This window comes from Streptomyces solicavernae (assembly GCF_029968095.1).
GTDB lineage: Bacteria > Actinomycetota > Actinomycetes > Streptomycetales > Streptomycetaceae > Streptomyces > Streptomyces solicavernae.
In genome coordinates this window covers 207,337-233,075 of the sequence record NZ_JASCIR010000009.1, presented here as the reverse complement: position 1 = coordinate 233,075, position 25,739 = coordinate 207,337, and the positions used below count along the sequence as shown (strand labels likewise).

Below are 25,739 nucleotides of genomic sequence, written 5' to 3'. Positions count from 1 at the left end.
TGAGCTGGGGCGGTGCGTCTTCTGTACGGGGTCCCTCATCGGGCAGATCGAGACCGCGCACAAGGTTCCTACGCGGCAGCTGTCCGAGCGGCTCGACGCGGCCCTCGGGACCGACGGCCACTTCGGCCGGCTGGTCGGGCTGGTGCTGCGGAGCCAGTTGCCCAGCTGGTTCCAGGCGTACGCGGAGATGGAGGCCAGGGCGGCCTATATCTCCACGTATCAGGCCCAGTTGGTGTACGGGCTTCTTCAGACGGAGGCGTATGCGCGGGCGGTTCTCGGTGTGCGGTCCGACGGTGACCTCGACGCCAAGGTGGCGGCCCGGCTCGAACGTCAGCGCATCCTGGAGCGGGAACAGCCGCCGCTGGTGTGGGTCGTGCTGAGCGAGGCCGTGCTGCATCAGGAGATCGGCGGTTCGGAGGTCATGCGAACCCAACTCCGCCGCCTGTTGGATCTGCAGGAGCGGGACTGGGTGAAGATTCAGGCGCTGCCGTTCAGTGCGGGTGCGCATGCCGGGTTGATGGGTTCCTTCACCCTGCTCAGGTTCGACGACGACCCCGACCTCGTCTACACAGAGGACTTCGTGCAGGGGCACATGACCGCCAACCCGCAAGCCATCAGGGAAGGTTCGCTCCGATACGATCACCTGCAGGCCGCCGCGCTCTCCGTGGAGGACTCGGCGGCGCTGATCGCCCGAGTGATGGAGGAGCGTTATGCACACTGACCGGGATCTGACGGGCGCGACGTGGCGTAAGTCGACGTACAGCGGAGATACTGGCGGCGAGTGCATCGAATGCGCCCCCATCGGCCACGCCGCCTGGCGCAAGTCGTCGTACAGCGGCAGCACCGGCGGCGAGTGCGTCGAGATCGCCCAGCTCCCCACCCGCATCGCCCTCCGCGACTCCAAGGCCCCCGAGGCGGGAGCCTTCACCGCGAGCCCCGGTGCATTCGCCGCGTTCGTGCGGGCCGCGTCCGATGGGCGGTTCGGGTGATCGGAAGCTTCGCGACGCGGGCAAAGCGGGGTGCGTGCTTCCGGTGAACGGCGTGTGAAAGGTGGGGAGTTGGGGTGCACCTGGGCTGTGCGGGCGTGATTGGGTCCAGTGGTACGACTTCCCATCAGACACGAAGGACACTCATCACCATGAGCGAGACCTCGCGCATCGAGACCGCTGAGATAGCCGACGCCGACCTCGACAACATCGCGGGTGGCCTGTCGGTCAGCGGCAGTGTGGAGGGCCTGACGGCCGAGTTCACGCAGGGCCCCAACGGCCTGCCCGTGCTGAGCGGAGGCTCCATCGACTCCGTCTCGATCACCGTCAAGGACATCCCGCTGGGTCTGGGTTCGGTCACCGGCTGATCTCCCGCCCTTGCGGCCGCGTCGGCCCCCGGGACCTGCTGTGGTCTCGGGGGTCGACGTTTTGTTGTGCAGCAGCAGCAGCAGCAGCAGTAGCAGTAGCAGCAGCAGCAGTCCGGCCGACACCGACACCGACACCGACGCCGACACCGGACTGTTTCTGACCTTCCGTCAGATTGAAACGTGTTCTAGTGTGCCCCGCATGGGCATCGGGAGCGCCGGAAGCGCCGGAAACGTCGGAAGCATCGGAATCACCGAAGAGCAGCGGGAGTTGGCCGAGGCCGTGCGCGGCTGGGTGGCCCGCGCCGTACCCGTCGAGGAGACGCGCAAGCTGCTCGAAAGCCCGGACAGCAGGGCCGGGCGGCCCGCGTACTGGGACGGGCTCGCCGGGCAGGGGCTGCTCGCGCCGCATCTGCCGGAGGAGGGGTACGGGGGAGGCGGCGGGGATCTCGTCGATCTTGCCGTCGTCCTGGAGGAGGCGGCGCGGGCCGCGCTTCCCGGGCCGTACCTCGCCAACGCGCTGACCCTCACCGCCCTGCACCGCGCCGGACAGCGGGAGCTGGCCCGCGAGCTGGCCGCGGGACGGGGGATCGGCGCCGCCGCACTGGGCGCCGGCACGCTCACCGCCGTGGCCGAGGGCGACGGGTACGTGCTCGACGGGGCCGCCCCGCCCGTGCTCTCCGGCGGCGAGGCCGACCTGCTGCTGCTCGCCGCCGAGTCCGCGACCGGCACCGTATGGGTCGCCGTCGACGCGGAAACCGTCAGCGTGCGCGGGCACGAGAGCGCCGATCCGACCCGGCCGACCGCCGAAGTCACCGCGAGCCAGGTCCCCGTGCCCGCCGAGCGCGTCCTGCACGGGCTCGACACCGCCCTCGTACGCGACCTCGCCGCCACCCTCCACGCCGCCGACGCCTGCGGCACCGCGAGCCGGGCCCTCGAAACGGCCGCCGGACACGCCAAGGTGCGCGAGCAGTTCGGGCGGCCGATCGGGCAGTTCCAGGGGGTCAAGCACCTGTGCGCCGACATGCTCGTCCGGGTCGAGCAGGCACGCGCCCTCGCCTGGGACGCCGCCCGGGCAGCGGAAACAGAGGCCCCCAACGTACGCGGACTCGTCACCTCCCTCGCCGCCGCGACCGCACTCGACGCCGCACACTCCTGCGCCAAGGACTGCATCCAGATCCTCGGCGGCATCGGCTTCACCTGGGAGCACGACGCGCACCTGTATCTGCGCCGGGCCCTGGTCGCACGGCAGTTGCTCGGTACGGGGGACAGTCACCGCGCGCGTGCGGTGCGGTTCGCCGAGGCGGGGGTCCGACGGGAGCTGCGGCTCGACCTTCCGGCGGAGGCTGACGCGTACCGCCACACCGCGCGCCAGGCCATCGACGGGGCGCGCGGCCTCGACCCCGCCTCCGCCCGCCGCGCCCTCGCGCCGACCGGCTACGCCGCCCCGCACCTGCCGCCCCCCTACGGACTGGGTGCCGGACCCGTGCAACAGCTCGCCGTTCAGGAGGAGTTGAGGGCGGCCGGGGTGAAGGTGAGCGATCTGGGCATCGCCACCTGGGTCGTGCCCTCGCTCCTCGCGTACGGGACCGAGGCGCAGCAGGAGGCCCACCTCGCGCCGACCCTGCGCGGGGACGTGCTCTGGTGCCAGCTGTTCAGCGAGCCGGAGGCGGGCTCGGACCTCGCCGCGCTGCGCACTCGCGCCGAACGGCTCGACGACGGGCGCTGGCGGGTCAACGGGCAGAAGGTGTGGACGAGCGCCGCGCAGTGGGCGGACTACGGGATTCTGCTCGCCCGTACCGACCCGGACGCGCCCAAGCACAAGGGGCTGACTTATTTCCTTGTCGACATGAAGCGTACGGACGGCGTCGACGTCCGGCCGCTCAGGGAGATCACCGGGGACTCCCTCTTCAACGAGGTGTACTTCGACGATGTGGTGCTGCCCGCGGACGCGGTGGTCGGTGAGGTGAACGACGGCTGGCGGGTCGCCCGCAACACCCTCGGCAACGAGCGCGTCCACATGGCCGACCAGGTGGCGTTCGACACCGGCCTCGAAGCGCTCATCGCCCGCGCCGCCGACCTCGACGGGGCCTGCCGCACCCGCATCGGCGCCCTCGCCGCCGAGGCGCACGCCCTGGCCTGCATCGGGCTCCGTACGACGATGCGGCAGGTCGCCGGGGCGGAGCCCGGGGCCGGGGCGTCCATCAGGAAACTCGTCCAGACCCCGCACCAGCAGAAGGTCGCCGAGCTCGCCCTCGAACTGCTCGGCCCGGCGGGCGCGGTGCGCGAGGGCGCGGGCGAGCGGGCCGTGCACGGGTTCCTGATGTCCCGCTGCCTGACCATCGCGGGCGGTACGACGCAGGTGCAGCTGAACGTCGTGGCGGAACGGCTGCTCGGCCTGCCGCGCGATCCGGAGCCCCGCCCTCTCATCTGACCCCACGCCACTGATGACCCCACGCCACTGATGACCCCACGCCACTGATGACCCCACGCCACTGATGACCCCACGCCACTGGTGGCCCCACGCCACTGGTGGCCCCACGCCACTGATGACCCCACGCCACTGACCGGAGGAGCTTGCTGTGAAGACGTACATCGTCGGTGTCGGCATGACCAGGTTCGAGAAGCCCGAGACGCGGGACTGGCAGTACTGGGACATGGCCAAGGAGGCCGGCACCAAGGCCCTTGAGGACGCGGGGCTCTCGTACGAGCAGGTCGGGCAGGTGCCCGTCGGCTACTGCTTCCAGGCGTCCACGGCCGGGCAGCGCGCCGCGTACGAACTGGGGCTCAGCGGCGTGCCGGTCTACAACGTCAACAACAACTGCGCGACCGCGTCCACGGCCCTGATGATGGCCCGGCAGTTCGTCGCGGGCGGTCTCGAAGACTGCGTGCTGGCGCTCGGCTTCGAGAAGATGGCGCGCGGGGCGCTGGGGGGAGGGGCCGACGGGGGAGCCGCTGATGGATTCGGCAAGACGTCACCCGTCGCGCGGCACTACGGGATCATGGCCGAGCGGCACGGCTTCGAGATGTCCCCGCCCACCGCCCAGATCTTCGGCGACGCGGCCCGCGAGCACATGGAGTTGTACGGGACCACGGAGGCGCAGCTCGCGGCGGTCGGCGCGAAGAACCACCGGCACTCGGCGCACAACCCGTACGCGCAGTTCCAGGACGTGTACACGGTCGAGGAGGTGCTGGCGGCGAAGACGATTCACCGGCCGCTGACCAAGCTCCAGTGCTCGCCCACCTCGGACGGGGCGGCGGCGGCCGTGGTCGTCTCCGAGCGGTTCGTCGAGCAGCACGGGCTCGGCGAGCGGGCCGTGGAGATCGTCGCGCAGGCCATGACCACCGACACCGCCGCCTCCTTCGACTCCGGCTCGTGCATCGACGTCGTCGGCAAGCCGATGTCGAAGGCGGCGGCGCGGCAGGTGTACGAGGCGTCCGGGCTCGGCATCGAGGACGTCGACGTGATCGAGCTGCACGACTGCTTCTCCATCAACGAACTCCTCACGTACGAGGCGCTGGGCATGTGTGAGGACGGGGAGTCCGGGAAGCTGGTCGAGGCCGGGGCGACGACGTACGGGGGGCGGTGGGTCGTCAACCCGTCCGGGGGGCTGATCTCCAAGGGGCATCCGTTGGGGGCTACGGGGCTCGCGCAAGTCGCGGAGTTGAGCTGGCAGTTGCGGGGCCGGGCGGACCTTCGCCAGGTCCCCGGCGCGCGGGTCGGGCTCGCGCACAACATCGGGCTCGGCGGGGCGGCTGTGGTGACGATGCTGCGGCGGGCGGGGGGTTAGCTCTCCCCTCCCCGCCCCTTTTCGGGGCCTAGGTCCGCCGACCGAGGGTGCGTACGCCCATGCCCCGATGCATCCGGAGTCCGCCTCCTGAGAGCATGGCCGTCATGGTCCAGAGCCCCCCCGACACCTGCATAGCCCCCGTCACCCGGAAGACCGCCCCCCTGTGGGCGGTCATGCTCGCCGCCTGTGCGGGCCAGTTCCTCGTCGTGCTCGATGTGTCCGTGGTCAACACCGCGCTGCCGTCGATGCGCGCCGACCTCGGCATGAGCGCGATCGGGCTGCAGTGGGTGGTCAACGCCTACTCCATCGCCTTCGCCGGGTTCATGCTGCTCGGCGGCCGGGCCGGGGACCACTTCGGGCGGAAGCGGATGTTCCTCGTCGGGCTCGGTCTGTTCACCGCCGCCTCCCTCGCGGGCGGCCTCGCGCAGGCCGACTGGCACCTGCTCGTCGCCCGCTCCGTGCAGGGCCTGGGCGCCGCCATCCTCGCCCCCTCGACGCTGACGATCCTCACCTCGGCCGTGCCGGAGGGGCCCGCGCGGGTGCGGGCGATCGGCACCTGGTCCGCGGTCGGGGCGGGCGGCGGCGCGGCCGGCGGGCTTGTCGGCGGGGTCCTCACCGACCTGTTGTCCTGGCGCTGGGTGCTGCTCATCAACGTGCCGGTCGGCGCGCTCGTCCTCGTCGCCGGCGCGGTCTGGCTGAGCGAGAGCCGGTCCGGCCAGGCCCGCCGCCTCGACCTGCCGGGCGCGGTCCTCGTCACGGCGGGCCTCGCCACCCTCGCGTACGGCATCGTGCAGACGGAGGCGGAGGGCTGGACGGCGCCCGCCACCCTGGCCCCGCTGGCCGCCGGTCTCGTACTGCTCCTGGTGTTCCTGCTCGTGGAGGCGCGCACGCGGGTGCCGCTGATGCCGCTGAAGCTGTTCAGGGTGCGGTCGGTGTCGGCCGCCAACGCGTCCATGTTCATCTGCGGCGGTGCCATGTTCGCCATGTGGTTCTTCATGACGCTGTACGCGCAGAACGTTCTGCACTACTCGCCGCTGAAGGCCGGGCTCGCGCTCATCCCGTCCTCGCTGACCATCGTCATCGGCTCCAAGCTGGCCCCGCGCCTGATGCCGCGGCTCGGCGCGAAGAACGTGTCCATGCTCGGCATCGTGCTCGCCGCGGCGGGCTTCGGCTGGCAGTCGGCGGCGATGAGCGCGGACGGCGCGTACATCACGTCGATCATGCTGCCCGGCATCGTGATGATGCTCGGCGCGGGCCTCGCCTCCACGCCGCTCGCCTCCCTCGCCACCTCCGGCGCGGAACCCGGCGACGCGGGCCTGGTCTCCGGCCTCATCAACACCTCCCGCACCATGGGCGGCGCGCTCGGCCTCAGCGTGCTCTCCACGGTCGCCGCGTCCGGCGCGCACGGCTCGGCGGGCCCCGAGGCGCTGACGGAGGGGTACGCGGCGGCGTTCCGTACCAGTGCGTTCCTGCTGGCCGCCGGGGTCGTCGTGATGCTGCTGTGGATGCCGCGCGGCACGGCGGGGCGGCGCAGCGCCTCAGCCTGACGGGGGCTGCTCATGGGGTGCTGACGGGGGCTGCTCACGGCGTGCGGCCGCCGCGAGCGCAGGGTCGACCACCGTCTCGCCGCGCAGCGCCCGCCGGATCGCCTCGGCCAGCTCCTCGACCGGCCCGTCCTTGACCAACAGGCCCGCCGCGCCCGCAGCGAGGGCGCTGCGCAGCAGCCCGGGCCGGCCGAAGGTCGTGAGGATCAGCACCGCGCACTCCGGGCACTCCGCGCGCAGCTCCGCCGCCGCCTCCAGGCCGTCCCGCCCCGGCAGTTCCACATCGAGCAGCGCCACGTCCGGACGCACGGTCAGCGCCTCGGCCGCGACCCGGTCGCCCGCCCCGACCTGCGCGACCACCTGCAGGTCCGGCTCCATGCCGAGCAGCAGGGCGAGCGCGCCCCCGGTCACGCTCGGGTCCTCGGCGAGCAGGACGCGCACGCTCTTGGCGGGGCGATGGTCATGGGGCATCTCGGTCATATGCCCAGATTAGGGATATAGGGTGGTTCGGGCACCCGGGCTGATCTGACATTGCGTCAGCTGAACGTCTTCACAACGGCATTGGGCTGCGTTATACATGGTGCCCAACGGCCTAGAACGCGTTCTAGAACCGCGCGCCGGGCCGGTCGAGGACGGCCTCGGTGCGGCTGACGGTGCGGACGGTCGCGCCGAGGTCTTCGCCCGTACGAACGCATCCGTACGACGCATCCGTACGACGCATCCGTACGACGCATCCGTACGAACGCATCGCCGCGAACGCGCCACCCCGCGAACCACAAGGAGCCGTGTCCCCATGCCCATTGATGCCGCCAAGGCCGTAGCCGCCGAGCCCCGCAGCACCGACATCGCCTGGGACCACAAGGACATCCAGCTCTACCACCTGGGCCTCGGCGCGGGCCTGCCCGCCACCGACCCCGACGAGCTGCGCTACACCCTGGAGTCGAAGCTGCACGTGCTGCCCAGCTTCGCCACCGTCGCGGGCGGGGGCATGGCCGTGGCCGGAGGGCTCTCCGCGCCCGGCGTCGACGTGAACCTCGCGCACGTCCTGCACGGCGGCCAGACCGTCACCCTGCACCGCCCGATCCCCGTGTCCGGCAAGGCCGTTCAGACCTCGACGATCCCCGCGGTGTACGACAAGGGCAAGGCCGCGGTGATCGTGATGCGCTCCGACGTGGCCGACGCCGACGGGCCGCTGTGGACCTGCGACACCCAGATCTTCGTACGGGGAGAAGGCGGCTTCGGCGGTGAGCGCGGGCCCTCGGCACGCCTCGACCTGCCCGACCGCGCGCCCGACCGTGTCGAGGAGCGCCCGATCCGCGAGGACCAGGCCCTCCTCTACCGGCTCTCCGGCGACTGGAACCCGCTGCACGCCGACCCGGAGTTCGCGAAGCTCGCCGGGTTCGACCGGCCGATCCTGCACGGGCTGTGCACGTACGGCATGACGCTCAAGGCGGTCGTGGACACGGTGCTCGGCGGGGACGTGTCGCGGGTGCGCTCGTACACCACGCGGTTCGCCGGGGTGGTCTTCCCGGGGGAGACGCTGCGGCTGCGGATGTGGGAGGGCGAGGGGCGCGTGCAGGTCGCGGTGAGCGCGGTGGAGCGGGACGACGCGCCGGTCCTCGCGGACACGCTGGTCGAGTACGCATGACCGCGCACGCATGACCGCGCACGCATGACCGCGCACGCATGACCGCGCACGCATGACCGCGCACACGTGACCGAGCGCACGTGACCGAGCGCACGTGACCGAGTCCGGGCACAACTGACGTACGAACAGGCCCAGTTGACGTACGAGAGGAGCCGCACCATGCGCGCAGCCGTACTGCACGAGACAGGCCAGGAGAAGCTGGAGGTCCTCGACGACGTCGAGGCGGTGGGGTTCGGTGCGGGGAAGGTGAAGATCCGGGTACGGGCCACGGGGCTCTGCCACTCGGACCTCTCCGCGATGAACGGCGTGCTGCCGCAGCCCGGGCCGTTCGTGCCGGGGCACGAGGGCGCCGGCGAGATCGTCGACGTCGGCGAGGGCGTCACGCACGTCGGGCCCGGCGACCGCGTCCTGGTCTGCTGGCTGCCCGCCTGCGGGGCGTGCCCGTCGTGCAGGCGGGGCCAGACGCACCTGTGCCTCGCCGGGTTCATGAACGCCGGGGTGCCCAACTTCAAGCGCGCCGCGGGGGACGTGTTCGGCTTCGCCGGGACCGGCACCTTCGCCGAAGAGGTCGTCGTCGACGCCAAGTGCGCCGTGCCCATCCCGGACGACGTGCCCTTCGACATCGCCGCCCTCATCGGCTGCGGCGTCACCACGGGGCTCGGCGCGGCCGTCAACACCGCCGATGTCAGGGCCGGTTCGTCGGTCGCGGTGATCGGCTGCGGCGGCGTCGGGATCTCCGCGATCCAGGGCGCGCGGCTCAAGGGCGCCGCGCAGATCGTCGCCGTCGACCCGGTCGCGTCACGGCGCGAGGCGGCGCTCCGGTTCGGCGCCACGGAGGCGGTCGCCCCGGACGCGCTCGACGACGCCAAGCAGCGTCTCACCTCCGGCGAGGGCTTCGACTACGTCTTCGAGGTCGTCGGCAAGTCCGCCACCGCCCGTGCCGCGTACGAGAACACCCGGCGCGGCGGCACCCTGTGCGTGGTCGGCGCGGGGGCGCTCGACGACTTCCTGCAGGTCAATATGTTCGAGCTGTTCTTCGACGAGAAGCGCATCCTGCCGTCCATGTACGGCGGCGGTGACGTCCTCACCTCGTACGAGCGGGCCATCGCGCTGTGGCGGGCGGGACGGATCGACCTGGAGGGCCTGATCACGCACCGCGTGCCGCTCGCCTCGGTCAACGACGCGCTCGACCAGATGCGCAGCGGCGAGGCCCTGCGCACCTGTATCGAACTCTGACCCTGCCCGCCGTACGGCAGCCGCTCAACTCCCTCACTTGCCTCACTGAGAAAGGACCTTGATGTCACAGCCACTTGCCGGTCTGTCGGCGGTCGTCACCGGAGCGGGCCGCGGCCTCGGCCGGGCGGAGGCCCTGGAGCTGGCCCGGCTCGGCGCGAGCGTCGTCGTCAACGACTTCGGACAGCCGGGGCGGGACGGCTCCGGGGAGGCCTCGGCCGCGCCCGCGGAGGAGGTCGCCGCCGAGATCCGCGCCGCGGGCGGGGAGGCGATCGCACACCTCGGCGACGTGGCGGACCACGAACAGGCCCGCGCGCTCGTGCAGTCGGCGCTCGACACGTACGGGAAGCTCGACATCCTGGTCAACAACGCGGGCATCCTGCGGGACCGGATGATCTTCTCCATGGGCGAGGAGGAGTGGGACTCGGTGATCCGCGTCCACCTCAAGGGGCACTTCAACACCACCCACTTCGCCTCGGTGCACTGGCGCGCCCGCGCCAAGGAGACCGGAGGCCCGGTCTACGGCCGGATCGTCAACACGTCGTCGGAGGCCTTCCTCGCGGGCTCGGCCGGGCAGCCCAACTATGCGGCGGCCAAGGGCGGGATCGTCGGCCTCACCACGTCGTCGGCGCTCGCCCTCGGCAAGTACGGCGTCACGGCCAACGCGATCTGCCCGCGCGCCCGTACGCGGATGACGGAGGACGTCTTCGCCGGGTTCAACGAGCCCGAGGGCGACGCGCTCGACCCGCTGGCCCCGGAACACGTGGCCCCGCTGGTCGGGTACCTCGCCGGGCCTGCCGCCGCGCGGGTCAACGGGCAGCTGCTCGTCGTGCACGGGGGGATGGTCGCCGTCGTCGAACGGCCGCGCGTGGCGGCGAAGTTCGACGCGGCGAAGGAGGTGTTCTCGTACGGGGAGCTGGATGAGGTGCTGTCCCCGTACTACGCGGACCGGCCGGCGAATGAGACGTTCGGGGCGTCGGAGGTGCTGGGGCTCAAGAAGGGGTGATTCTCCCTCGAAAGCAACGCGCCCCCCGAGGCCCGAGCGGGCTTCAGGGGGGCGCGTTGGCGTCGGAAGAAAACGGAAGAAGACTGCTTACGCCGCTTCCGAGCGGCGTTCGTCGGACGGCTTGCGGTGCCGGCCGCGCGGTGCCGGAGCCTGCTCCGGGACGTCCTGGACGGACACCGGACCGCGGTGCCTGCCGTGCCCGCGCTGCTCTGCCGCGGCATCCGGAGCGGACTGCTCCGTGGGCACGTCGCTGTTCTCGGTCATGGGAAAAATGTCACCCCGTAAGAAGATCGTCAAAGGACAGCCGGGCGAGTCTAACTGTCCTGTACGCGGCAATCACGCCAGGTGCATAACGGGTTGTGGCACGCCTTCGTAACGGTTCGGAAGCCGTGCCCGGCACGCCGTGCGAACCCCTTGCACGCGGCCCTTCCGCTCGGGGGCGTTCACGCCTCCGCGTGCTGGATGCGGCGCGCGATCCGCCGCATGAGCAGGGCCTGCTGGAGGGGCGCCTGCTGCAACGGGACGGGTCGTGGCGCGGGCGCGGGCGCGGGCGCGGGAGCCGGTTCGGGCGGGGCCGGGGGCGGCGCCATGACCCGGGCCACGCCACAGGGCTCGGCGTCCGTGGCGTACGGGAGCCGGAGTTCGCCGTCGGGCGTCCACAACCCGGCGCCGGTCAGCCAGCCTTGGGGCGCGGCGATGTGGTGGACGCGGCGCTCGACGGGCCGCCAGAGCCCGATCCACGTACCCGCCGGGCCGTCGATCCGCAGCGCCACCGCGCAGTGCTCGGGCATCAGGACCTGCCCCGGCTGGATCGCGAACGGGGTCACCGCGCAGTCCGGAAGGCGCAGGCACTCGGGGAAGCGGACGGGCAGCGTCGAGCCGAGCACGCCCCAGCCGAGCCGGTCGTGGCCCGGGGCGTCGGAGCGGACCAGGATCAGGCCGCCGGCCGCGTCGGCGAGCAGCAGCCGGTCGTCGCTCGCCTCGGCGATCTGCAGCAGCGGCGTGACCTCGCCGCCGCGCTCCAGGTCGACGGCGACCGCTTTCGTACGGCCGTCCAGCTCCTGGTCGAGGGCGAGCATCCGGCCTGCGCGGTCCAGCCACACCCCGCCCGTGCAGCGGCCGGGCACCTCGGCGACCCGCTCGGGCCCGAAGGCGCCGCCCGCGACCAGCCACACCGCGGTGGAGTGCGCTCCGGGGGCCAGGGCGTACGCGCGGGAGCCGCCCGGCGAGGGCGTCAGGAGGCTCAACTCCGCGCACTCCAGGGCGCCCAGGACGTGCTCGCCGGTGCCGGGGCCGGTCGGGTAGAGCAGCGAGAACGACTGCCGCTCCGCGACGGCGCGGTGCACGAGGACCCGGCCGTCGGCCATCGCGAGCACCTCGGTGCCGTACTCCTCGGCCTTGTCGAGGGGGAGCGGGACGGCGTACGGCTCGGGGCCGTCGAGGGTCCAGCGCTCGGGGCACCACGCATCCCCGCGGTCGCCGTGCGGGGCGAGGCGGGCGGCGTACGCGCCGTCCGCGGAGATGGTGAAGGAGGGCGTGGCCGGGGGGTGCGGGGGGCGGGGCGGGGGGTCTTGCAGGACCGTTTCGGCAGGGGCGGCAGGCTCGCTGCGCTGGCCGTGCTGGCTGCGCTCGCCGTGCTGGCCGTGCTGGCCGTGCTGGCTGCGTTCGTCGCGCTCGTCGCGTTCGTCGCGTTCGTCGCGTTCGTCGCGTTCGCCGTTCGCGCCGCTGCCTCCGGGGGCTTGCGTGCCGGTCGTCGCGGTCTTCTTGGCCCAGGCCGTCGTGGTCATGAGTAGCGGTCACCTCCGGCCCAGAAAGCTAGTTTTCGCACGCGCTGCCGTGGCACGAGCGGCCCACTCCTTCACACCAAAGGGTGGCCATGTCCTGATTCGCCTGAGAAAGCCAGGGGGTTGTGCTGAACCGGTTGTGGCTTAAGGTAAGGCCAACCTAAGTACCCCTGGAGCTTCGATGTCCCTACGCCGCCGCGGCACCGCCGCCGTCGCCCTCGCCGTCGCCGCCTCGCTCTCCCTGGCCGCCTGTTCCAGCGGCGACGCCGGCTCGGGAGCGGATTCCGGCAAGAAGAACGGCAACGGCAGCAAGTCCGTCGCCCAGGGCGGCGAGGACTTCTCGAACGCCGCCGAGGAGACCGCGCAGATGGGCACCGACGCGAAGCCCGGCGAGTTCCCGCGCACCATCGAGCACGCCATGGGCAAAACCGAGCTGAAGGCCAAGCCGAAGCGGGTCGTCGTCCTGGACGTCGGCGAGCTGGACAACGTCGTCTCGCTCGGCGTCAAGCCCGTCGGGTACGCGCCGACCGAGGGCGACGACGGCATACCCGGCTACCTCGCCAAGGACGCGGGCAAGCCCAAGAGCGTCGGCACGATCAACTCCCTCAACCTGGAGGCGATCGCCGCGCTCAAGCCCGACCTGATCCTCGGCAGCGAGCTGCGCGCCGCGAAGATGTACCCGCAGCTCTCCAGGATCGCCCCGACCGTGTTCTCCATCCGCCCGGGCTTCACCTGGAAGGAGAACTACCTCCTCAACGCCGCCGCGCTCGACAAGCAGGCCGAGGCGAAGGAGCAGCTGTCCGCGTACGAGAAGAAGGCGAAGGAGCTCGGCGCGGCCATCGACGAGGGCGGCGAGAAGCCCACCGTCACGATGCTGCGCTACCTGCCCGGCAAGATCCGCCTCTACGCGAAGGCCTCGTTCATCGGCACGATCCTGGAGGACGTCGGCGTCGAGCGCCCGAAGAACCAGCAGATCAACGACCTCGCCGCGGAGATCAGCCCGGAGAGGATCGACGAGGCCGACGCCGACTGGATCTTCACCGGCGTCTACGGCGACGCGAAGAAGACCGACCGCTCCCAGGCCGAGGGCAACCCGCTGTGGAAGAAGCTCGACGCGGTCAAGCAGGGCCAGGCGAAGAACGTCCCGGACGAGACCTGGTACCTGGGCCTCGGCGTGACGGCCGCTGACGAGGTCCTGGACGACCTGGACGGGTACCTGACGCAGTGAGCCCAAGGGCCCGGGGCACGTACCCCGGGCCGCGCCAGCTCGCGGGGAACGGCCAGTGATCGGACGGCGGAAGGGCAGGTAGCCTGAACCCGTGCCCCGTCTGTCTGAAGTCATCGCCGCCCTGGACGCCCTGTGGCCCCCGGAGCGGGCCGAGCAGTGGGACGCCGTCGGCACCGTCTGCGGGGACCCGCAGGCCGAGGTCACGCGCGTCCTTTTCGCCGTCGACCCGGTGCGGGAGGTCGTCGACGAGGCGGTCCGCCTGGACGCCGACCTCCTGGTCACGCACCACCCGCTCTACCTGCGCGGTACGACGACGGTCGCCCGCTCGCACTTCAAGGGCCGGGCCGTGCACGACCTGATCAAGAACGACGTCGCGCTGCATGTCGCGCACACCAACGCCGACACCGCCGACCCCGGAGTCTCCGACGCCCTCGCCGGCGCCCTGGACCTCCGCGTCGTACGCCCCCTCGTGCCCGACCCCACGGACCCGTCGGGCCGCCGCGGCCTCGGCCGGATCTGCGAGCTCGACCACCCGCTCACCGTGCGGGAGTTCGCGGACCGCGCGGCCAAGCGGCTGCCCGGCACCGCGCAGGGCCTCCGCGCGGCGGGCGACCCGGACGCCGTGATCCGTACGGTCGCGGTGAGCGGCGGCTCCGGCGACAGCCTCTTCGACGCGGTCCGCGCGGCCGGAGTCGACGGCTTCCTCACCGCCGACCTGCGCCACCACCCGGCGTCCGAGGCCACTCAAGCGACTCCTCTCGCGCTGTTCGACGCCGCCCACTGGGCCACCGAGTGGCCCTGGTGCGAGCAGGCCGCCGCCCAGCTCGACGAGATCTCCGACCGCCACGGATGGGGCCTGAGGGTCCATGTCTCGCGTACGGTCACCGACCCCTGGACCGCCCACGCGGCGTCGTCCGCCTCCGCACCCACCAAACCAACTGGAGCCCCCAACTGAACGCCGCGCCCGCCGACCAGATCCGCCTCCTCGACGTCCAGGCGCTCGACGTACGCCTGCAGCAGCTCGCGCACAAGCGCAAGGCGCTGCCCGAGCACGCCGAGATCGAGTCGCTCACCAAGGACCTCACGCAGCTCAAGGACCTCCTGGTCGCCGCGCAGACCGAGGAGAGCGACTGCGCCCGCGAGCAGACCAAGGCCGAGCAGGACGTGGACCAGGTGCGCCAGCGCGCCGTCCGCGACCAGCAGCGCCTGGACTCCGGCGCGGTCACCAGCCCCAAGGACCTGGAGAACCTGCAGCGCGAGATCGCCTCGCTCGCCAAGCGCCAGGGCGACCTGGAGGACGTGGTCCTGGAGGTCATGGAGCGCCGCGAGTCCGCGCAGGAGCGGGTCGGCGAGCTGACCGAGCGCGTCGAGTCCGTGCAGGCGAAGATCGACGACGCCACGGCCCGCCGGGACGCCGCCTTCGAGGAGATCGACGGCGAGGCCACCACGGTCACCAAGGAGCGCGAGGTCGTCTCCGGTTCGGTCCCCGCCGACCTGCTGAAGCTCTACGACAAGCTGCGCGAGAAGGAGGGCGGCGTCGGCGCGGCCCGCCTCTACCAGCGCCGCTGCGAGGGCTGCCGCCTTGAGCTCAACATCACCGAGCTGAACGAGGTCCGTGCCGCCGCCCCGGACGCGGTCGTGCGCTGCGAGAACTGCCGCCGCATCCTGGTCCGTACGTCGGAGTCCGGGCTGTAGTCCATGCGTTTCCTGGTCGAGGCCGACGGCGGGTCCCGGGGCAACCCGGGCCCCGCGGGGTACGGCGCGGTCGTCCTGGACGCGGCCACCGGTGAAGTCCTCGCCGAGCGGGCCGAGTTCATCGGCGTGGCGACGAACAACGTCGCGGAGTACAAAGGCCTGGTCGCCGGTCTGCGGGCCGCCCGAGAGCTCGACCCAAAGGCCACGGTCGCCGTCCGGATGGACTCCAAGCTGGTCGTCGAGCAGATGTCGGGCCGCTGGCAGATCAAGCACCCGGACATGCGCCCGCTCGCCGCGGAGGCCCGCGGAGTCTTCCCGCCGGGGACGGTCACGTACGAGTGGATCCCGCGCGCGGAGAACAAGCACGCGGACCGGCTCGCCAACGAGGCGATGGACGCGGGCAAGCGCGGTGAGCAGTGGTGCGCGGCCGACTCCACGGCGGAGCTGGACGCGCAGGACGCCCGCGCGGCACGGAACGCGGCCAAGGCCCCTGTCAGCGACGGCCCGCCCGGCGACGCGTCGGCGGGAGCGGCCAAGGCGCGGGCGGCGCCGGCGGGTTCGCGTACGAGTGCGGCTCCCGTAGTCCAGGCCCCCACCGTCGCCCGGCCCGCCGCCGCACCCGACCTCGGCCCGCCCGCCACGCTCGTCCTGCTGCGGCACGGCGAGACCGCGTTGACGCCCGAGAAGCGGTTCTCCGGCAGCGGGGGCTCCGACCCGGTGCTCTCGGCCGCCGGGCGGGAGCAGGCCGAGCGGGTCGCCGCCGCGCTCGCCGCGCGCGGCACGATCCAGGAGATCGTCAGCTCACCGCTGCGCCGCTGCCGCGAGACCGCGGACGCCGTCGCGGCCCGCCTCGGCCTCCCCGTGACGCTCGAACAGGGCCTCAGGGAAACGGACTTCGGGGCCTGGGAGGGCCTGACCTTCGCCGAGGCGCGCGAGCGCTACCCGGACGAGCTCGACGCCTGGCTGGCCTCGCAGGACGCGGCACCGCCCGGCGGGGAGTCCTTCGCCGCGGTCACGGCGCGGGTCGAGGAGGCGCGGGACCGCCTGGTCGCGCGGTACGCGGGGCGTACGGTCCTGCTCGTCACGCATGTCACGCCGGTCAAGACGCTGGTACGGCTCGCGCTCGGGGCGCCGCCGCAGGCGCTGTTCCGGATGGAGCTGTCGGCGGCGTCGCTCTCGGCCGTCGCGTACTACGCGGACGGGAACGCCTCGCTGCGGCTCCTCAACGAGACATCCCACCTGCGCTGAACCCGGGCGTTCAGGCTGCCCGTACGGCCGCCGCCTCGCGGGCCAGACCCTCGACGCGCGCCCAGTCCTTCGCGGCGACCGCGTCCCCGGGAAGCATCCAGCTGCCGCCCACGCAGCCGACGTTCTTCAGCACCAGGTACGAGGGCGCCGAGGCGGGCGTGATGCCGCCGGTCGGGCAGAAGCGGGCCTGGGGGAGGGGGCCCGCGAGGGACTTGAGGTAGGCGGTGCCGCCGGCGGCCTCGGCCGGGAAGAACTTCATCTCGCTGACGCCGCGTTCGAGCAGCGCCACGACCTCCGACGTCGTGGAGACGCCGGGCAGGAACGGCACCCCGGACGCCTTCATCGCGTCGAGCAGCGTGTCCGTCCAGCCGGGGCTGACCAGGAACTGAGCGCCCGCGTCCACCGAGTCCCGGACGTTCTCGGGGGAGATCACGGTGCCCGCGCCGACCACCGCGTCCGGCACCTCGGCGGCGATCGCGCGGATGGCGTCGAGCGCGGCCGGGGTGCGCAGCGTCACCTCGATCGCGGGCAGTCCGCCCGCCACCAGGGCGCGGGCGAGCGGCACCGCGTCCGCGGCGTCCTCCACGACGACGACGGGGACGACAGGGGCGAGGTCAAGGACAGAGCGCGAAGTCATGGCCCCATCCTGCCCGGCGTGCGCAGCATGCGCAAAGCCCATTGCGCATGCTGCAACACCTCGTATGTGTCAGTGAATCTCCGTCACGACCACATCGAGCTGCCAGGCCTTCCCCGCCTTCCCGGGCGCCTCCGCCTCCACCGCGTACCCGAGCCCGCGCAGCGTCCCGACCAGCTCCGCCGGGGACGCGGGCGCCGCGCCCGCCTGCAGCAGGTCCCGCACGATCCGGCCCTTGGTCGCCTTGTTGAAGTGGCTCACCACCGAGCGCTTCTCCACGCCGTCGACCAGCTGCGCGTGCAGCACCCGCACGGTCGCGGTCCGCCCCGCCACCTCGCCCTTCGGCTTCCACGCGCTCGCGTACGCGGACGAGCGCAGGTCGAGGACCAGCCCCTGCCCGGCCGCCTCCGGAAGCACATCGGCCATGACCTCGCGCCAGTACGCGTTCAGGGCGCCGAGACCCGGCAGCTTCACGCCCATCGAGCAGCGGTACGACGGGATCCTGTCGGTGACCCGGACCGCGCCCCACAGCCCCGAGAACACCAGCAGCGACTTCGCGGCCCGCCGCTTCGCCGCCGCGTCCAGGGAGGCCAGGCCGAGCGCGTCGTACAGGACGCCGGTGTAGATCTCCCCGGCCGGACGCGCCCCGGCGGTGCGCAGCTCCGCGTTCTTCGCGACCTCGCCGCGCAGCCCCTCGCTCAGGCCGAGCACCTCGCGCGCCTTCTCCTCGTCGGCCGCGCACAGCTCCACCAGCTCGTCGAGCACCGCCTGCCGCGCCCCGCTCAGGCCCGGCAGGGACAGCCCCTCGGCCTTCAGCGGCGCGCCCCTCCCGGAGGCGGCCTTTCCCTCGGACGGAGGCAAGAGCACGAGCACGACGGGTTCTCCTTCTGCGGCGGTACGAGGCGGGGGTGCGGCCCCTGGGCAGCGTATCGGCCGCGTGCGGTACGCCAGGACCGCGCCGGGAGCAAGCGGGCAGAACGGGAGGAACAAGCGGGCAGAACGGGAGGAAATCGTACGGACGAAATACGCTCACACACATGCCCCGCCGCCACCTGCACGTGCCCCCCACCGCGGAGGCCACCCCGCTGCGCGCCGCCCTGCGCGAGCTGCGCGCGGAGCTCGACGTGCCGCAGGAGTTCCCGCCCGAGGTCATCGCCGAGGCGGAGGCCGCCGCACGCGAGCCCCGCCTCCCCGAGGCCGACGCCACCGACGTCCCGTTCTTCACGATCGACCCGCCCACCCGTCACCCGCCACCACCCTTCCAACGAGTCGCTTCGCGACCGCCTTTTGATCCGACCGACCTCGACCAGGCCATGCACCTCTCCCGCAGGGACGGCGGCGGCTACCGCGTGCAGTACGCCATCGCCGGCGTCGCCGCCTTCGTCACCCCCGGCGGCGCCCTCGACCGCGAGGCCCACGCCCGCGCGGTCACCCTGTACTTCCCCGACGAGAAGGTGCCGCTGCACCCGCCGGTCCTCTCCGAGGGCGCCGCCAGCCTGCTCCCCGACCAGGACGTGCCGGCCCTCCTGTGGACCATCGACCTGGACGCGGACGGACACCGCACCGCCGTCGACGTACACCGCGCCCTCGTCCGCAGCCGCGCCAAGCTCGACTACGAGGGCGTCCAGAAGGCCATCGACTCCGGCACCGCCGAGGAACCCCTGGCCCTCCTCCGCGACATCGGGCTGCTGCGCGAACAGCGCGAGGTGGATCGCGGCGGAATCTCCCTGAACGTCCCCGAGCAGGAGATCGTCGAACGCGACAATCACTACGCCCTCACCTACCGCGCGCCCCGCCCCGCCGACGCCTGGAACGCCCAGATCTCCCTGCTCACCGGCATCGCCGCCGCCGACCTGATGGCCGAGCACGGCACCGGCATCCTGCGCACCCTGCCGGCCGCCCCCGACGGCGCCGTCGGCCGCCTCCGCCGCGCCGCCACCGCCCTGCACGTCGACTGGCCGCACCACGTCCCGTACGCCGACCTCCTGCGCGCCCTCGACCCGCGCGAGCCGCACCACGCGGCGTTCCTGGAGGAGTGCACGACGCTCCTGCGCGGCGCGGGCTACACCGCGTTCACCGGCGGCGAGCTGCCCGAGCCGCGCGTCCACTCGGCGGTGGCCGCCGCGTACACGCACTGCACGGCCCCGCTGCGCCGACTCGTCGACCGCTACGCGGGGGAGATCTGCCTGGCCGCCTGCGCCGACGACGACCCGCCCGAGTGGGTCCTGGCCGCCCTGCCCGAACTGCCGAAGGAGATGGCCGACGGCACCCGGCGGGCCAACACCGTGGAGCGCGAGTGCGTCGACATCGTCGAGGCCGCGCTGCTCCGGGACCGGGTCGGCGAGACCTTCGACGCGATCGTGATCGACGTCAAGGAACAGGAACCGGCCGTCGGCACCGTGCACCTGGAGGACCCCGCGGTCGTCGCCCGCATCGAGGGCGGCACCGAGCCGCTCCCCCTCGGCGAACGCCTCCGCGTCCGCCTCACCCAGGCCGACCCGGGGACGGCGAAGGTGCGGTTCGCTCCGGAGTGAGCTCCTTGGCAGCCGTGCTCTTGGGAGCCGTGCTCTTGAGCGCCGTGACAAGGTTGAGCGCCGTGACAAGGCCCTGCGGATCGTCCGCGTGGAACCGCACCGCAGTCCCCACCTCCACCCGCCGCCCCAGCGGCCGTACGAACGCCACGGGCGCCGCGAGCTCCACGGTCACCGTCGACTGCGAGCCGACCAGCAGGTCGAGGCTGCCGTCCGGGTGCTCCTGGACCCGCTTGCCGCCGGGGTAGCGCCGCTCCACCCGTGCACGCGCGACCGCCTCCGCCGGAATGCGCAGGTCGAGCAGGTGCCCGTACCGGATACGCAGCGAACCGTCGACGCCCACCACATGGGGCCGGACCACACAGGCGGCGTGCAGCGCGAGCACCTGCAGCACGGTGTACACGTCGAGGAACAGCACGACCGCGTGCACGGCGGGCCACGGGATCAGCACGGCCAGCGCCACCGTCTCAAGCACCGCCACGAACAGCAGGCCGAACAGCATCGCCGTCTGCGGCCCGGTGTACGCGACCGCCCGCGCGCCCTCCCGAACCCCGTGCCGCCGCCGCGCCACCCACAGCAGCAGGCTGTACAACCCGTGCAGTTCGAGCACGGTCAGCCGCCGCACGACACGTACGGCCTTCGCCCAGTTCACGGCCGCCCACCCCCTCCCGTACGCCGCGCACGCTCGGCGAGGCCCGCGATCATGCGCCGTACGACCTCGGCCTGCGCCGCCGGGAAATCCGCGAGGAACGCCTCCCCGAAGCCGCCGCCGAGGGACTGCTCGGCGCCCCCGTGCGGAATCAGCCGCAGCACGGCCTCCGGCATCGCGGCCGCGAGCTCGTCGCCGAGCGGCCCGATCCGCGGATCGTCCGCCGCGGCCTCCGCCAACGCGTCCAACCGCCCGTACAGCCCCTCCACCCGGCCCACGAACTCCGGGTCCTCGGCCAGCGGCCGCAGCGCCGCGACCAGCTCACCGCTGCCCTCGGGCCCGCCGAGCGAGTCGAAGAAGGCCAGGTGCTCGCGGTCCTTCGCGGCGATCGCCGAGTCCGTCGGCCCCAACGCGGCGAACAGCCGGCCGAGCTCCGGCGACACCGGCCCCTCCGGCGGCAGTTCCCCGGCCCGCGCCTGCCGCAACAGCTCCGCGAGCCGGCCCCGCCGCTCCCGGACCGCCGCCTCCTGCCGCGCCAGATCCCCGTCCAACTCCTCCAGAACCTCTACGAGTTCCCGCCCGGCGTCGTCCGCGAGCACATCCCTGACCTCGGCGAGCCCCAGACCCAGCTCGGTGAGCCGCCGGATCCGGGCCAGCTCCACGGCATGCCGCAGGCCGTACTCCCGGTACCCGTTGGCCCGCCGCTCCGGCTCCGGCAACAGGCCCTGCTGGTGATAGTGGCGCACGGCCCGCGTGGTGACCCCGGCGAGCGCGGCGATCTCTCCGATCCGCATGAGCCCAGTAGAAACGTTGCCGCTGCGACAAGGTCAAGGGCGCTCCGGCCGGGGGCAGAACCCTGGTAGCACCCGGGTAGCATGTGACGCACGGCGGACGAGCCGGCCGGGCGGTCGCGGCGAGGGTCTTCGGACTCTCTCCGAGGAACGTCCGGGCTCCACAGGGCAGGGTGGTGGCTAACGGCCACCCGGGGTGACCCGCGGGACAGTGCCACAGAAAACAAACCGCCGGGGGCTTCAACCCTCGGTAAGGGTGAAACGGTGGTGTAAGAGACCACCAGCGCCTGAGGTGACTCAGGCGGCTAGGTAAACCCCACCCGGAGCAAGGTCAAGAGGAGCACCGCAAGGCGCTCTGCGCGGATGATCGAGGGCTGCCCGCCCGAGTCCGCGGGTAGACCGCACGAGGCCGACGGCAACGCCGGCCCCAGATGGATGACCGCCTCCCCCCGGGCCGCGAGGCCCTGGGGAGACAGAACCCGGCGTACAGGTCGACTCGTTCCGCCGCAAGGCCCCTGACCTGGGAGTTTCCGACTCTCGGGCCAGGGGTTTTTGCTTGCTCCCATCGCGCTTCACCCTGCAAGTTCGCGCCACGCATATGCGCGCCCGCATCGCCCGCCGGGACTGACCTGAGGTGTTGTGCATCGGCTTCGGCGCCGAGGGAGTCCGCATGAGCGTGTGGGCTATGCCATCCCGGCTCACCATCGGATATACAACAGATTGGATGTTGGGTGGGTGCATGAGCGAGCCGTGGCCCGTCGACGTCGAACAAGATGTTCTGGATTGGCTCGACCGACTCACGGATGACGAATACCTGCACGTGGAGGCACACGTCGGGCGTCTACTGGACGCGCCGACCACGCTCGGCGAGCCCTACTCCCGACACCTGGGTGATGGCCTGCGCGAGCTGCGGTTCATCTCGGACATGATGGCCTGGCAGTGCGCATCACGTACTGGCTGGCTCCGGATCAGCGGATCGTGCTGCTGACGGTGTTCCACAAGACGAAGCAGCGCGAGACCAATGAAGTCGACCGGGCCCGTCTTGTCATGAAGGCCTGCCAGGAACAAGGGCCCGGACACGAGCCGGGACACGACGTCTATACGCGGAACGTCACGAAGGGAGACCTCCGATGAGCCACACCCGATGGAAGCTCGCCCGCGAGCGCAAGCTCAGCGAGGGCTACAACGAGACCCCGGAGGTCGAAGCGCGACGGGCGGAGATCGCAGCAGCGATCGACCTCGGCCAGCTCGTCTACGACCGGCGCACGTCACTGGGCCTGTCCCAGACGGAGCTGGCCAAGCGCGCACGCATGACCCAGCCGCAGATCTCCAGCATCGAGAGCGGCGGCGTCACCCCTACCGTGCCCATCCTCACGCGCCTGGCGAAGGCACTGAACGCCAAGCTGAACGTCTCCCTCGAAGGGCCGCGCGACGAGGCCACCGCCGTACACACGGTCGTGACGTCCAGCTTCCAGGTGACTGTGCGCAAGGAATGTCTCCCCTCACCGCCTGCCGCCCTGGAAAAGCACCTGGCGCGAGTCACTGAAGAACTCTCCGCGCTGTCACACGTCAACTCCGCCATCGGGGATGCGACCCTCGACCTGGACACGGCGACAGGCGAGGTGACCATCTCGGTGATGCTGACCGAGCCCCTCGCTACCAGTGAGGCAGAAAGCCTGGCCAACGATGTGATGCGCACGGCGATTCATGCAGCTGGCGGCTCAACCGCCAACTGGGGAACCCAGGCAGAGGATCCCCTGGCGGAATACCGGCGCGTGCGCTCTCGAACAGAACGCGAGTACACCTGACTCAGTCCTGGTCGTGCTCGTCGATGAGGAAGCCGTGCATCGGGCGCGGCGCCGAATCCGCGGTGGGCCGGCCCAGACTCTTCAGCGCCTCAGCCTCCGCCTGGGCGTCCGCGTCGTCCTCGGTGCGGCGGCCCAGGAAACTGTCATCGAAGGCGGGCGGGGCGGGGCCCAGTCGCTGGCCGCGCCTCGAACGTCAGCGGGCTGATGATGGCGCCCGCGCCCTCGCCGCCGTCGAGGACGGGCAGGCCGGCCGCCCGGAGGAGGGTGACGAGTTCGGCGACGAGCGGGCCTGGGGACGGTCGGGCAGCGGGGTGATGGTGACCATGGCGGCGAGCGTATCCGTCAGGGTGTGGGCGCTCGGCGAGACCGTGACCGGCGCCACCGTCGGGTGGTGGCCGATCGGCAGTCTCCTTCGAGCCGGGCTCCGGCTCGACCTCGCCCGGCACGACGACGACCCCGAGGGCGTGGCGCTCGCCTGGTATGTGGGCTGCTCTACGTCGACCGCGCACGGGAGTTGTGGCAAACCAGTATCAAGAATCCTTTCCGGGGCGAGTAGTTGACATCGGGCGTTCATGAAACGGCCGTATCGCAGGTTTCAGGTGAATGCGCCGACGCGCCCCCGAGGTCGACACGTCCACGGTTCATCAATCCCGTTCACCTGTAAGGCCGTTCGTCTGGATCACGAATCCCGTTATCCGGAGGAGGAGAGCTCGTGGCATTTGTGACGGCGGCCAGACAGAATTCCCCAGGTACGGTCACCCGCCTGCTCGCTCTCTGCAGTGGAGACGGGGCGGATGCTCTCTGGTGGATGATGGGGCCATGTTGATTCACATCGAGGGATCGAATCTGCCTGGACAGGAGTGGGGACAGTGCGGGCAGACGCCGGGCGTGTCCGGTTACCGCAACATCCACATTGCGGTACAGCGGCGCGATCGGCCGAGTGAGCTGTTCGGTCTGCATCCGGGAGACGCGTTGTCGGCGCATTGGGAGTTGGAGGTCACGGCCAGATCAGTTGATGGGCAGTGGGACCTGCGTGGCCCGTATGTGCAGGGGCGGCCCGGCGCCCGGTTCATCTACCTTTCGTGGGGAACAGTCGACGATCACGAGGTGTTCACGATGTTTCGTCGGGCGAAGCTTTGGCTCGACGGCATCGACCACGGGGTCCTCACAGCGGCCGTGGATGGTGGCCTGCTGGTAGGGAGGCTGGGGCTGACGGACATGCGTGGAGGTCCGCTGTGTGCGGCTGTCCGGCCACCCCTGATCGAGTGGTCGACTTCGTAGCAGCGCGGTGCAGATCGGTCCTCGTTGTCGTCCAGCGTGGTGGCCTGAACATCGAACGGTGCCGCCATGGCCGGCCATGCCCGTCATCACCCGGCAGGAGGGGCGCTATCCGCCCAACGCCGCATCCGTCAGCTCACCATGACCCACCACAAGATCAATTATCAGACAAGCCCCGGGGCCGGCGGGGTGCGCCCTCCGTCGTTCGGGGGTCTCGCCAAAGCGACGCCGACCTCTGGCAGCGTGCAGACCGACGCAGGGAGGCCGAAAGGGACGGCTTCAAGGTTGAGGAAGTCCACCACGGGCACCTGTGGGGGTGGCTGATCTGCTGCAATTGCGGTGACCGAGAGCGGATCTCCTGCACTCCTCGCAACTCCGACGTCGCCGCCAAGCGACTCAAGGAATTCGTCGACAGACACAAGAAGATGCACAAGTGAGGAGGAAGCGGTGCGCACCTGGGAATTCACGCTGATCATGAACCGGGGGCTGACGGACGAGGAAGAGCACGCCTGGAACTACTGGCCTGAGGCTGACGACCTGCTCGTAGACGGCAGCATCGGCCAGACAAAGGGTCCCCCGGGGACCAGCAAAATGGAATCGATGTGCTTCATCGAAGCCTCCTCGCTCCTGGAGGCCGTCTCCATCGCCACCCAGGAAATCCGGAAAGTCGCAGACGTCTACCCCGTGTGCATCGAGGTGGACGAGGAACACCGCCGCGACCTTGAAGGGCTCGCCCGCGTCGCCTGACACCTGGCCAGCCACCCAGCCACCCAGCCACCCAGCCACCCAGCCAGGTGACCCGATCACGGCACGCCCCCACCGGCTCGACTGAACCTGTGGGGGTGCTGCTGTACCCGGACGCTGGAACGACCTGCCGTACGGTCTGAACCGGTGCTCTTCTGTGCCGTCCGGCTTCCGTAAATGCCCTGCCCGCTGGGCGACCCGCCGCGAGCGGGCCAAGGTCCGCTGGGCGTGGGGCCGATTGGTGTACGTCTCGGGCTGCCCCCGAAACCAGCGGAAACCCAGCGAAAGGGACTCCATGAACGACGATCTGCCGGTCGAGCTGCTCGCGGACCCCGCCGTACGTGCCTTCGTCGCGGCTGTCAACGCTCAGGACAGGGATGCCTTCCAGGACGCGCTCGCACCCGGTGCGGCCATGTCGGACGACGGTACGGAGCGGAATCTCGCCGAATGGACCGAGCGGGAGATCTTCTCCTCCAACGGTCGGATGGCCGTCGAGTCGCAGTCGGACGACGGGCTCACCCTCCTCGTCCGCTACAGCAACGACACCTGGGGCGAGATGCGGACCCGCTGGCAGTTCACCGTCGAGGGCGGGAAGGTCGCCCGGTTCGACACGGGGCAGGTCTGAGGCTTGAGGCTTGAGGCCTGATTCGGTCAGCAGCCTTTTTCGGAACGGTAGTTGACGGTTCGTCAGTTCTGTGGGTTCCTCTCCTTGTCCGTTGGAACCTCTCCTTGTCCGTTGGGCCGGGAGGGGAGGAGAGGGCCCCTGGACGAGCGCA

Annotated in this window: 27 protein-coding genes, 1 other RNA gene and 1 pseudogene; 21 read left to right on the top strand and 8 right to left on the bottom strand. The window is 71.5% G+C overall.

Translation table 11 applies throughout. From position 1 onward, the window contains the following. The 6 genes from QIS99_RS14045 to QIS99_RS14020 form a co-directional block, all read left to right on the top strand. Nucleotides 1-721 (top strand): DUF5753 domain-containing protein (locus QIS99_RS14045; protein ID WP_282513592.1); only part of this gene is annotated, 721 nt, incomplete at its 5' end. Further along, nucleotides 711-989, top strand: coding sequence for a DUF397 domain-containing protein (locus QIS99_RS14040; protein ID WP_282513590.1), 279 nt, complete (start codon nucleotides 711-713; stop codon nucleotides 987-989). The genes QIS99_RS14045 and QIS99_RS14040, both read left to right, overlap by 11 nt. Nucleotides 990-1,138: 149 nt before the next feature. Then, on the top strand, nucleotides 1,139-1,354 hold the full coding sequence (locus QIS99_RS14035) for a hypothetical protein (RefSeq protein WP_282513589.1): 216 nt from the start codon (nucleotides 1,139-1,141) through the stop codon (nucleotides 1,352-1,354). A 199-nt stretch (nucleotides 1,355-1,553) separates the two neighbouring features. After that, nucleotides 1,554-3,785 (top strand): acyl-CoA dehydrogenase, encoded by a 2,232-nt coding sequence (locus QIS99_RS14030; RefSeq protein ID WP_282513588.1) that lies wholly within the window; start codon nucleotides 1,554-1,556, stop codon nucleotides 3,783-3,785. A gap of 148 nt (nucleotides 3,786-3,933) precedes the next feature. Beyond that, nucleotides 3,934-5,142, top strand: coding sequence for a lipid-transfer protein (locus QIS99_RS14025; protein WP_282513587.1), 1,209 nt, complete (start codon nucleotides 3,934-3,936; stop codon nucleotides 5,140-5,142). Nucleotides 5,143-5,246: 104 nt separating this feature from the next. Continuing rightward, entirely contained in the window at nucleotides 5,247-6,689 is a 1,443-nt protein-coding gene (locus QIS99_RS14020; protein ID WP_282513586.1) for an MFS transporter, read from the top strand. A gap of 27 nt (nucleotides 6,690-6,716) precedes the next feature. On the opposite strand, the pseudogene QIS99_RS14015 reads toward QIS99_RS14020, so the two are convergent. Both QIS99_RS14015 and QIS99_RS14010 read right to left on the bottom strand, forming a co-directional pair. Further along, a pseudogene (locus tag QIS99_RS14015) lies at nucleotides 6,717-7,166 on the bottom strand (response regulator); the annotation flags it as partial. 124 nt (nucleotides 7,167-7,290) lie between these two features. Then, a complete protein-coding gene (locus QIS99_RS14010) occupies nucleotides 7,291-7,434 on the bottom strand; it encodes a hypothetical protein (protein WP_282513585.1) in 144 nt (47 codons plus the stop codon). Nucleotides 7,435-7,479: 45 nt separating this feature from the next. On the opposite strand from QIS99_RS14010, the gene QIS99_RS14005 reads away from it, so the two are divergent. From QIS99_RS14005 to QIS99_RS13995, 3 genes are all read left to right on the top strand, one after another. After that, nucleotides 7,480-8,334, top strand: a complete 855-nt coding sequence (locus QIS99_RS14005) for a MaoC/PaaZ C-terminal domain-containing protein (RefSeq protein WP_282513584.1) — start codon at nucleotides 7,480-7,482, stop codon at nucleotides 8,332-8,334. A gap of 159 nt (nucleotides 8,335-8,493) precedes the next feature. Beyond that, a complete protein-coding gene (locus tag QIS99_RS14000; RefSeq protein WP_282513582.1) occupies nucleotides 8,494-9,570 on the top strand; it encodes a Zn-dependent alcohol dehydrogenase in 1,077 nt (358 codons plus the stop codon). A 61-nt stretch (nucleotides 9,571-9,631) separates the two neighbouring features. Next, nucleotides 9,632-10,573, top strand: coding sequence for a 3-oxoacyl-ACP reductase (locus tag QIS99_RS13995; protein ID WP_282513581.1), 942 nt, complete (start codon nucleotides 9,632-9,634; stop codon nucleotides 10,571-10,573). Between the two features lie 87 nt (nucleotides 10,574-10,660). Here QIS99_RS13995 and QIS99_RS13990 read toward each other — a convergent pair whose 3' ends face one another. Further along, nucleotides 10,661-10,837 carry a hypothetical protein gene (locus QIS99_RS13990; protein WP_282513580.1) on the bottom strand — a complete coding sequence of 59 codons (177 nt, stop codon included), beginning with the start codon at nucleotides 10,835-10,837 and terminating at the stop codon, nucleotides 10,661-10,663. Nucleotides 10,838-11,016: 179 nt separating this feature from the next. Further along, a complete protein-coding gene (locus QIS99_RS13985; protein ID WP_282513579.1) occupies nucleotides 11,017-12,360 on the bottom strand; it encodes a hypothetical protein in 1,344 nt (447 codons plus the stop codon). Between the two features lie 178 nt (nucleotides 12,361-12,538). Here QIS99_RS13985 and QIS99_RS13980 point away from each other — a divergent pair, with 178 nt between their 5' ends. From QIS99_RS13980 to QIS99_RS13965, 4 genes are all read left to right on the top strand, one after another. Continuing rightward, on the top strand, nucleotides 12,539-13,585 hold the full coding sequence (locus QIS99_RS13980) for an ABC transporter substrate-binding protein (protein ID WP_282513578.1): 1,047 nt from the start codon (nucleotides 12,539-12,541) through the stop codon (nucleotides 13,583-13,585). Nucleotides 13,586-13,676: 91 nt separating this feature from the next. Continuing rightward, nucleotides 13,677-14,540 (top strand): Nif3-like dinuclear metal center hexameric protein, encoded by an 864-nt coding sequence (locus QIS99_RS13975; protein WP_282513577.1) that lies wholly within the window; start codon nucleotides 13,677-13,679, stop codon nucleotides 14,538-14,540. Next, nucleotides 14,537-15,280 (top strand): zinc ribbon domain-containing protein, encoded by a 744-nt coding sequence (locus tag QIS99_RS13970; RefSeq protein WP_282513608.1) that lies wholly within the window; start codon nucleotides 14,537-14,539, stop codon nucleotides 15,278-15,280. The genes QIS99_RS13975 and QIS99_RS13970 overlap by 4 nt, the downstream gene beginning before the upstream one ends. Before the next feature lie 3 nt (nucleotides 15,281-15,283). After that, complete coding sequence (locus tag QIS99_RS13965) at nucleotides 15,284-16,528, top strand: bifunctional RNase H/acid phosphatase (protein WP_282513576.1); 1,245 nt, start codon at nucleotides 15,284-15,286, stop codon at nucleotides 16,526-16,528. A gap of 10 nt (nucleotides 16,529-16,538) precedes the next feature. Here QIS99_RS13965 and eda read toward each other — a convergent pair whose 3' ends face one another. Both eda and yaaA read right to left on the bottom strand, forming a co-directional pair. Next, complete coding sequence (gene eda, locus QIS99_RS13960) at nucleotides 16,539-17,165, bottom strand: bifunctional 4-hydroxy-2-oxoglutarate aldolase/2-dehydro-3-deoxy-phosphogluconate aldolase (RefSeq protein WP_282513575.1); 627 nt, start codon at nucleotides 17,163-17,165, stop codon at nucleotides 16,539-16,541. A 69-nt stretch (nucleotides 17,166-17,234) separates the two neighbouring features. Then, entirely contained in the window at nucleotides 17,235-18,035 is an 801-nt protein-coding gene (gene yaaA, locus QIS99_RS13955) for a peroxide stress protein YaaA (RefSeq protein WP_282513574.1), read from the bottom strand. 164 nt (nucleotides 18,036-18,199) lie between these two features. On the opposite strand from yaaA, the gene QIS99_RS13950 reads away from it, so the two are divergent. Next, entirely contained in the window at nucleotides 18,200-19,696 is a 1,497-nt protein-coding gene (locus QIS99_RS13950) for an RNB domain-containing ribonuclease (RefSeq protein ID WP_282513573.1), read from the top strand. On the opposite strand, the gene QIS99_RS13945 is transcribed toward QIS99_RS13950, so the two are convergent. Next, nucleotides 19,647-20,345, bottom strand: a complete 699-nt coding sequence (locus tag QIS99_RS13945) for a hypothetical protein (RefSeq protein ID WP_282513572.1) — start codon at nucleotides 20,343-20,345, stop codon at nucleotides 19,647-19,649. The two genes, QIS99_RS13950 and QIS99_RS13945, sit on opposite strands and share 50 nt — an antisense overlap. Beyond that, on the bottom strand, nucleotides 20,342-21,136 hold the full coding sequence (locus tag QIS99_RS13940; RefSeq protein ID WP_282513571.1) for a MerR family transcriptional regulator: 795 nt from the start codon (nucleotides 21,134-21,136) through the stop codon (nucleotides 20,342-20,344). Before QIS99_RS13940 ends, QIS99_RS13945 begins: the two co-directional genes overlap by 4 nt. Before the next feature lie 98 nt (nucleotides 21,137-21,234). Here QIS99_RS13940 and rnpB point away from each other — a divergent pair. The 7 genes from rnpB to QIS99_RS13905 all read left to right on the top strand — a co-directional run bounded on the left by rnpB (nucleotide 21,235) and on the right by QIS99_RS13905 (nucleotide 25,588). Then, nucleotides 21,235-21,636, top strand: an RNA gene (gene rnpB / locus QIS99_RS13935) — RNase P RNA component class A. Nucleotides 21,637-21,872: 236 nt separating this feature from the next. Continuing rightward, the gene (locus QIS99_RS32180) at nucleotides 21,873-22,121 is read left to right on the top strand and encodes a hypothetical protein (protein ID WP_349017296.1); all 249 of its coding nucleotides are present in this window, start codon (nucleotides 21,873-21,875) and stop codon (nucleotides 22,119-22,121) included. 142 nt (nucleotides 22,122-22,263) lie between these two features. Continuing rightward, nucleotides 22,264-22,941 carry a helix-turn-helix domain-containing protein gene (locus tag QIS99_RS13925; protein WP_282513569.1) on the top strand — a complete coding sequence of 226 codons (678 nt, stop codon included), beginning with the start codon at nucleotides 22,264-22,266 and terminating at the stop codon, nucleotides 22,939-22,941. A 23-nt stretch (nucleotides 22,942-22,964) separates the two neighbouring features. Next, nucleotides 22,965-23,501: a hypothetical protein gene (locus tag QIS99_RS13920; RefSeq protein WP_282513568.1), complete on the top strand. Its 537-nt coding sequence runs from the start codon at nucleotides 22,965-22,967 to the stop codon at nucleotides 23,499-23,501. 259 nt (nucleotides 23,502-23,760) lie between these two features. Next, complete coding sequence (locus QIS99_RS13915) at nucleotides 23,761-24,222, top strand: DUF5990 family protein (protein WP_282513567.1); 462 nt, start codon at nucleotides 23,761-23,763, stop codon at nucleotides 24,220-24,222. A gap of 444 nt (nucleotides 24,223-24,666) precedes the next feature. Continuing rightward, a complete protein-coding gene (locus tag QIS99_RS13910) occupies nucleotides 24,667-24,966 on the top strand; it encodes a hypothetical protein (RefSeq protein WP_282513565.1) in 300 nt (99 codons plus the stop codon). 292 nt (nucleotides 24,967-25,258) lie between these two features. Then, complete coding sequence (locus tag QIS99_RS13905) at nucleotides 25,259-25,588, top strand: nuclear transport factor 2 family protein (RefSeq protein ID WP_282513564.1); 330 nt, start codon at nucleotides 25,259-25,261, stop codon at nucleotides 25,586-25,588. The last annotated feature ends 151 nt before the right edge of the window (nucleotides 25,589-25,739 follow it).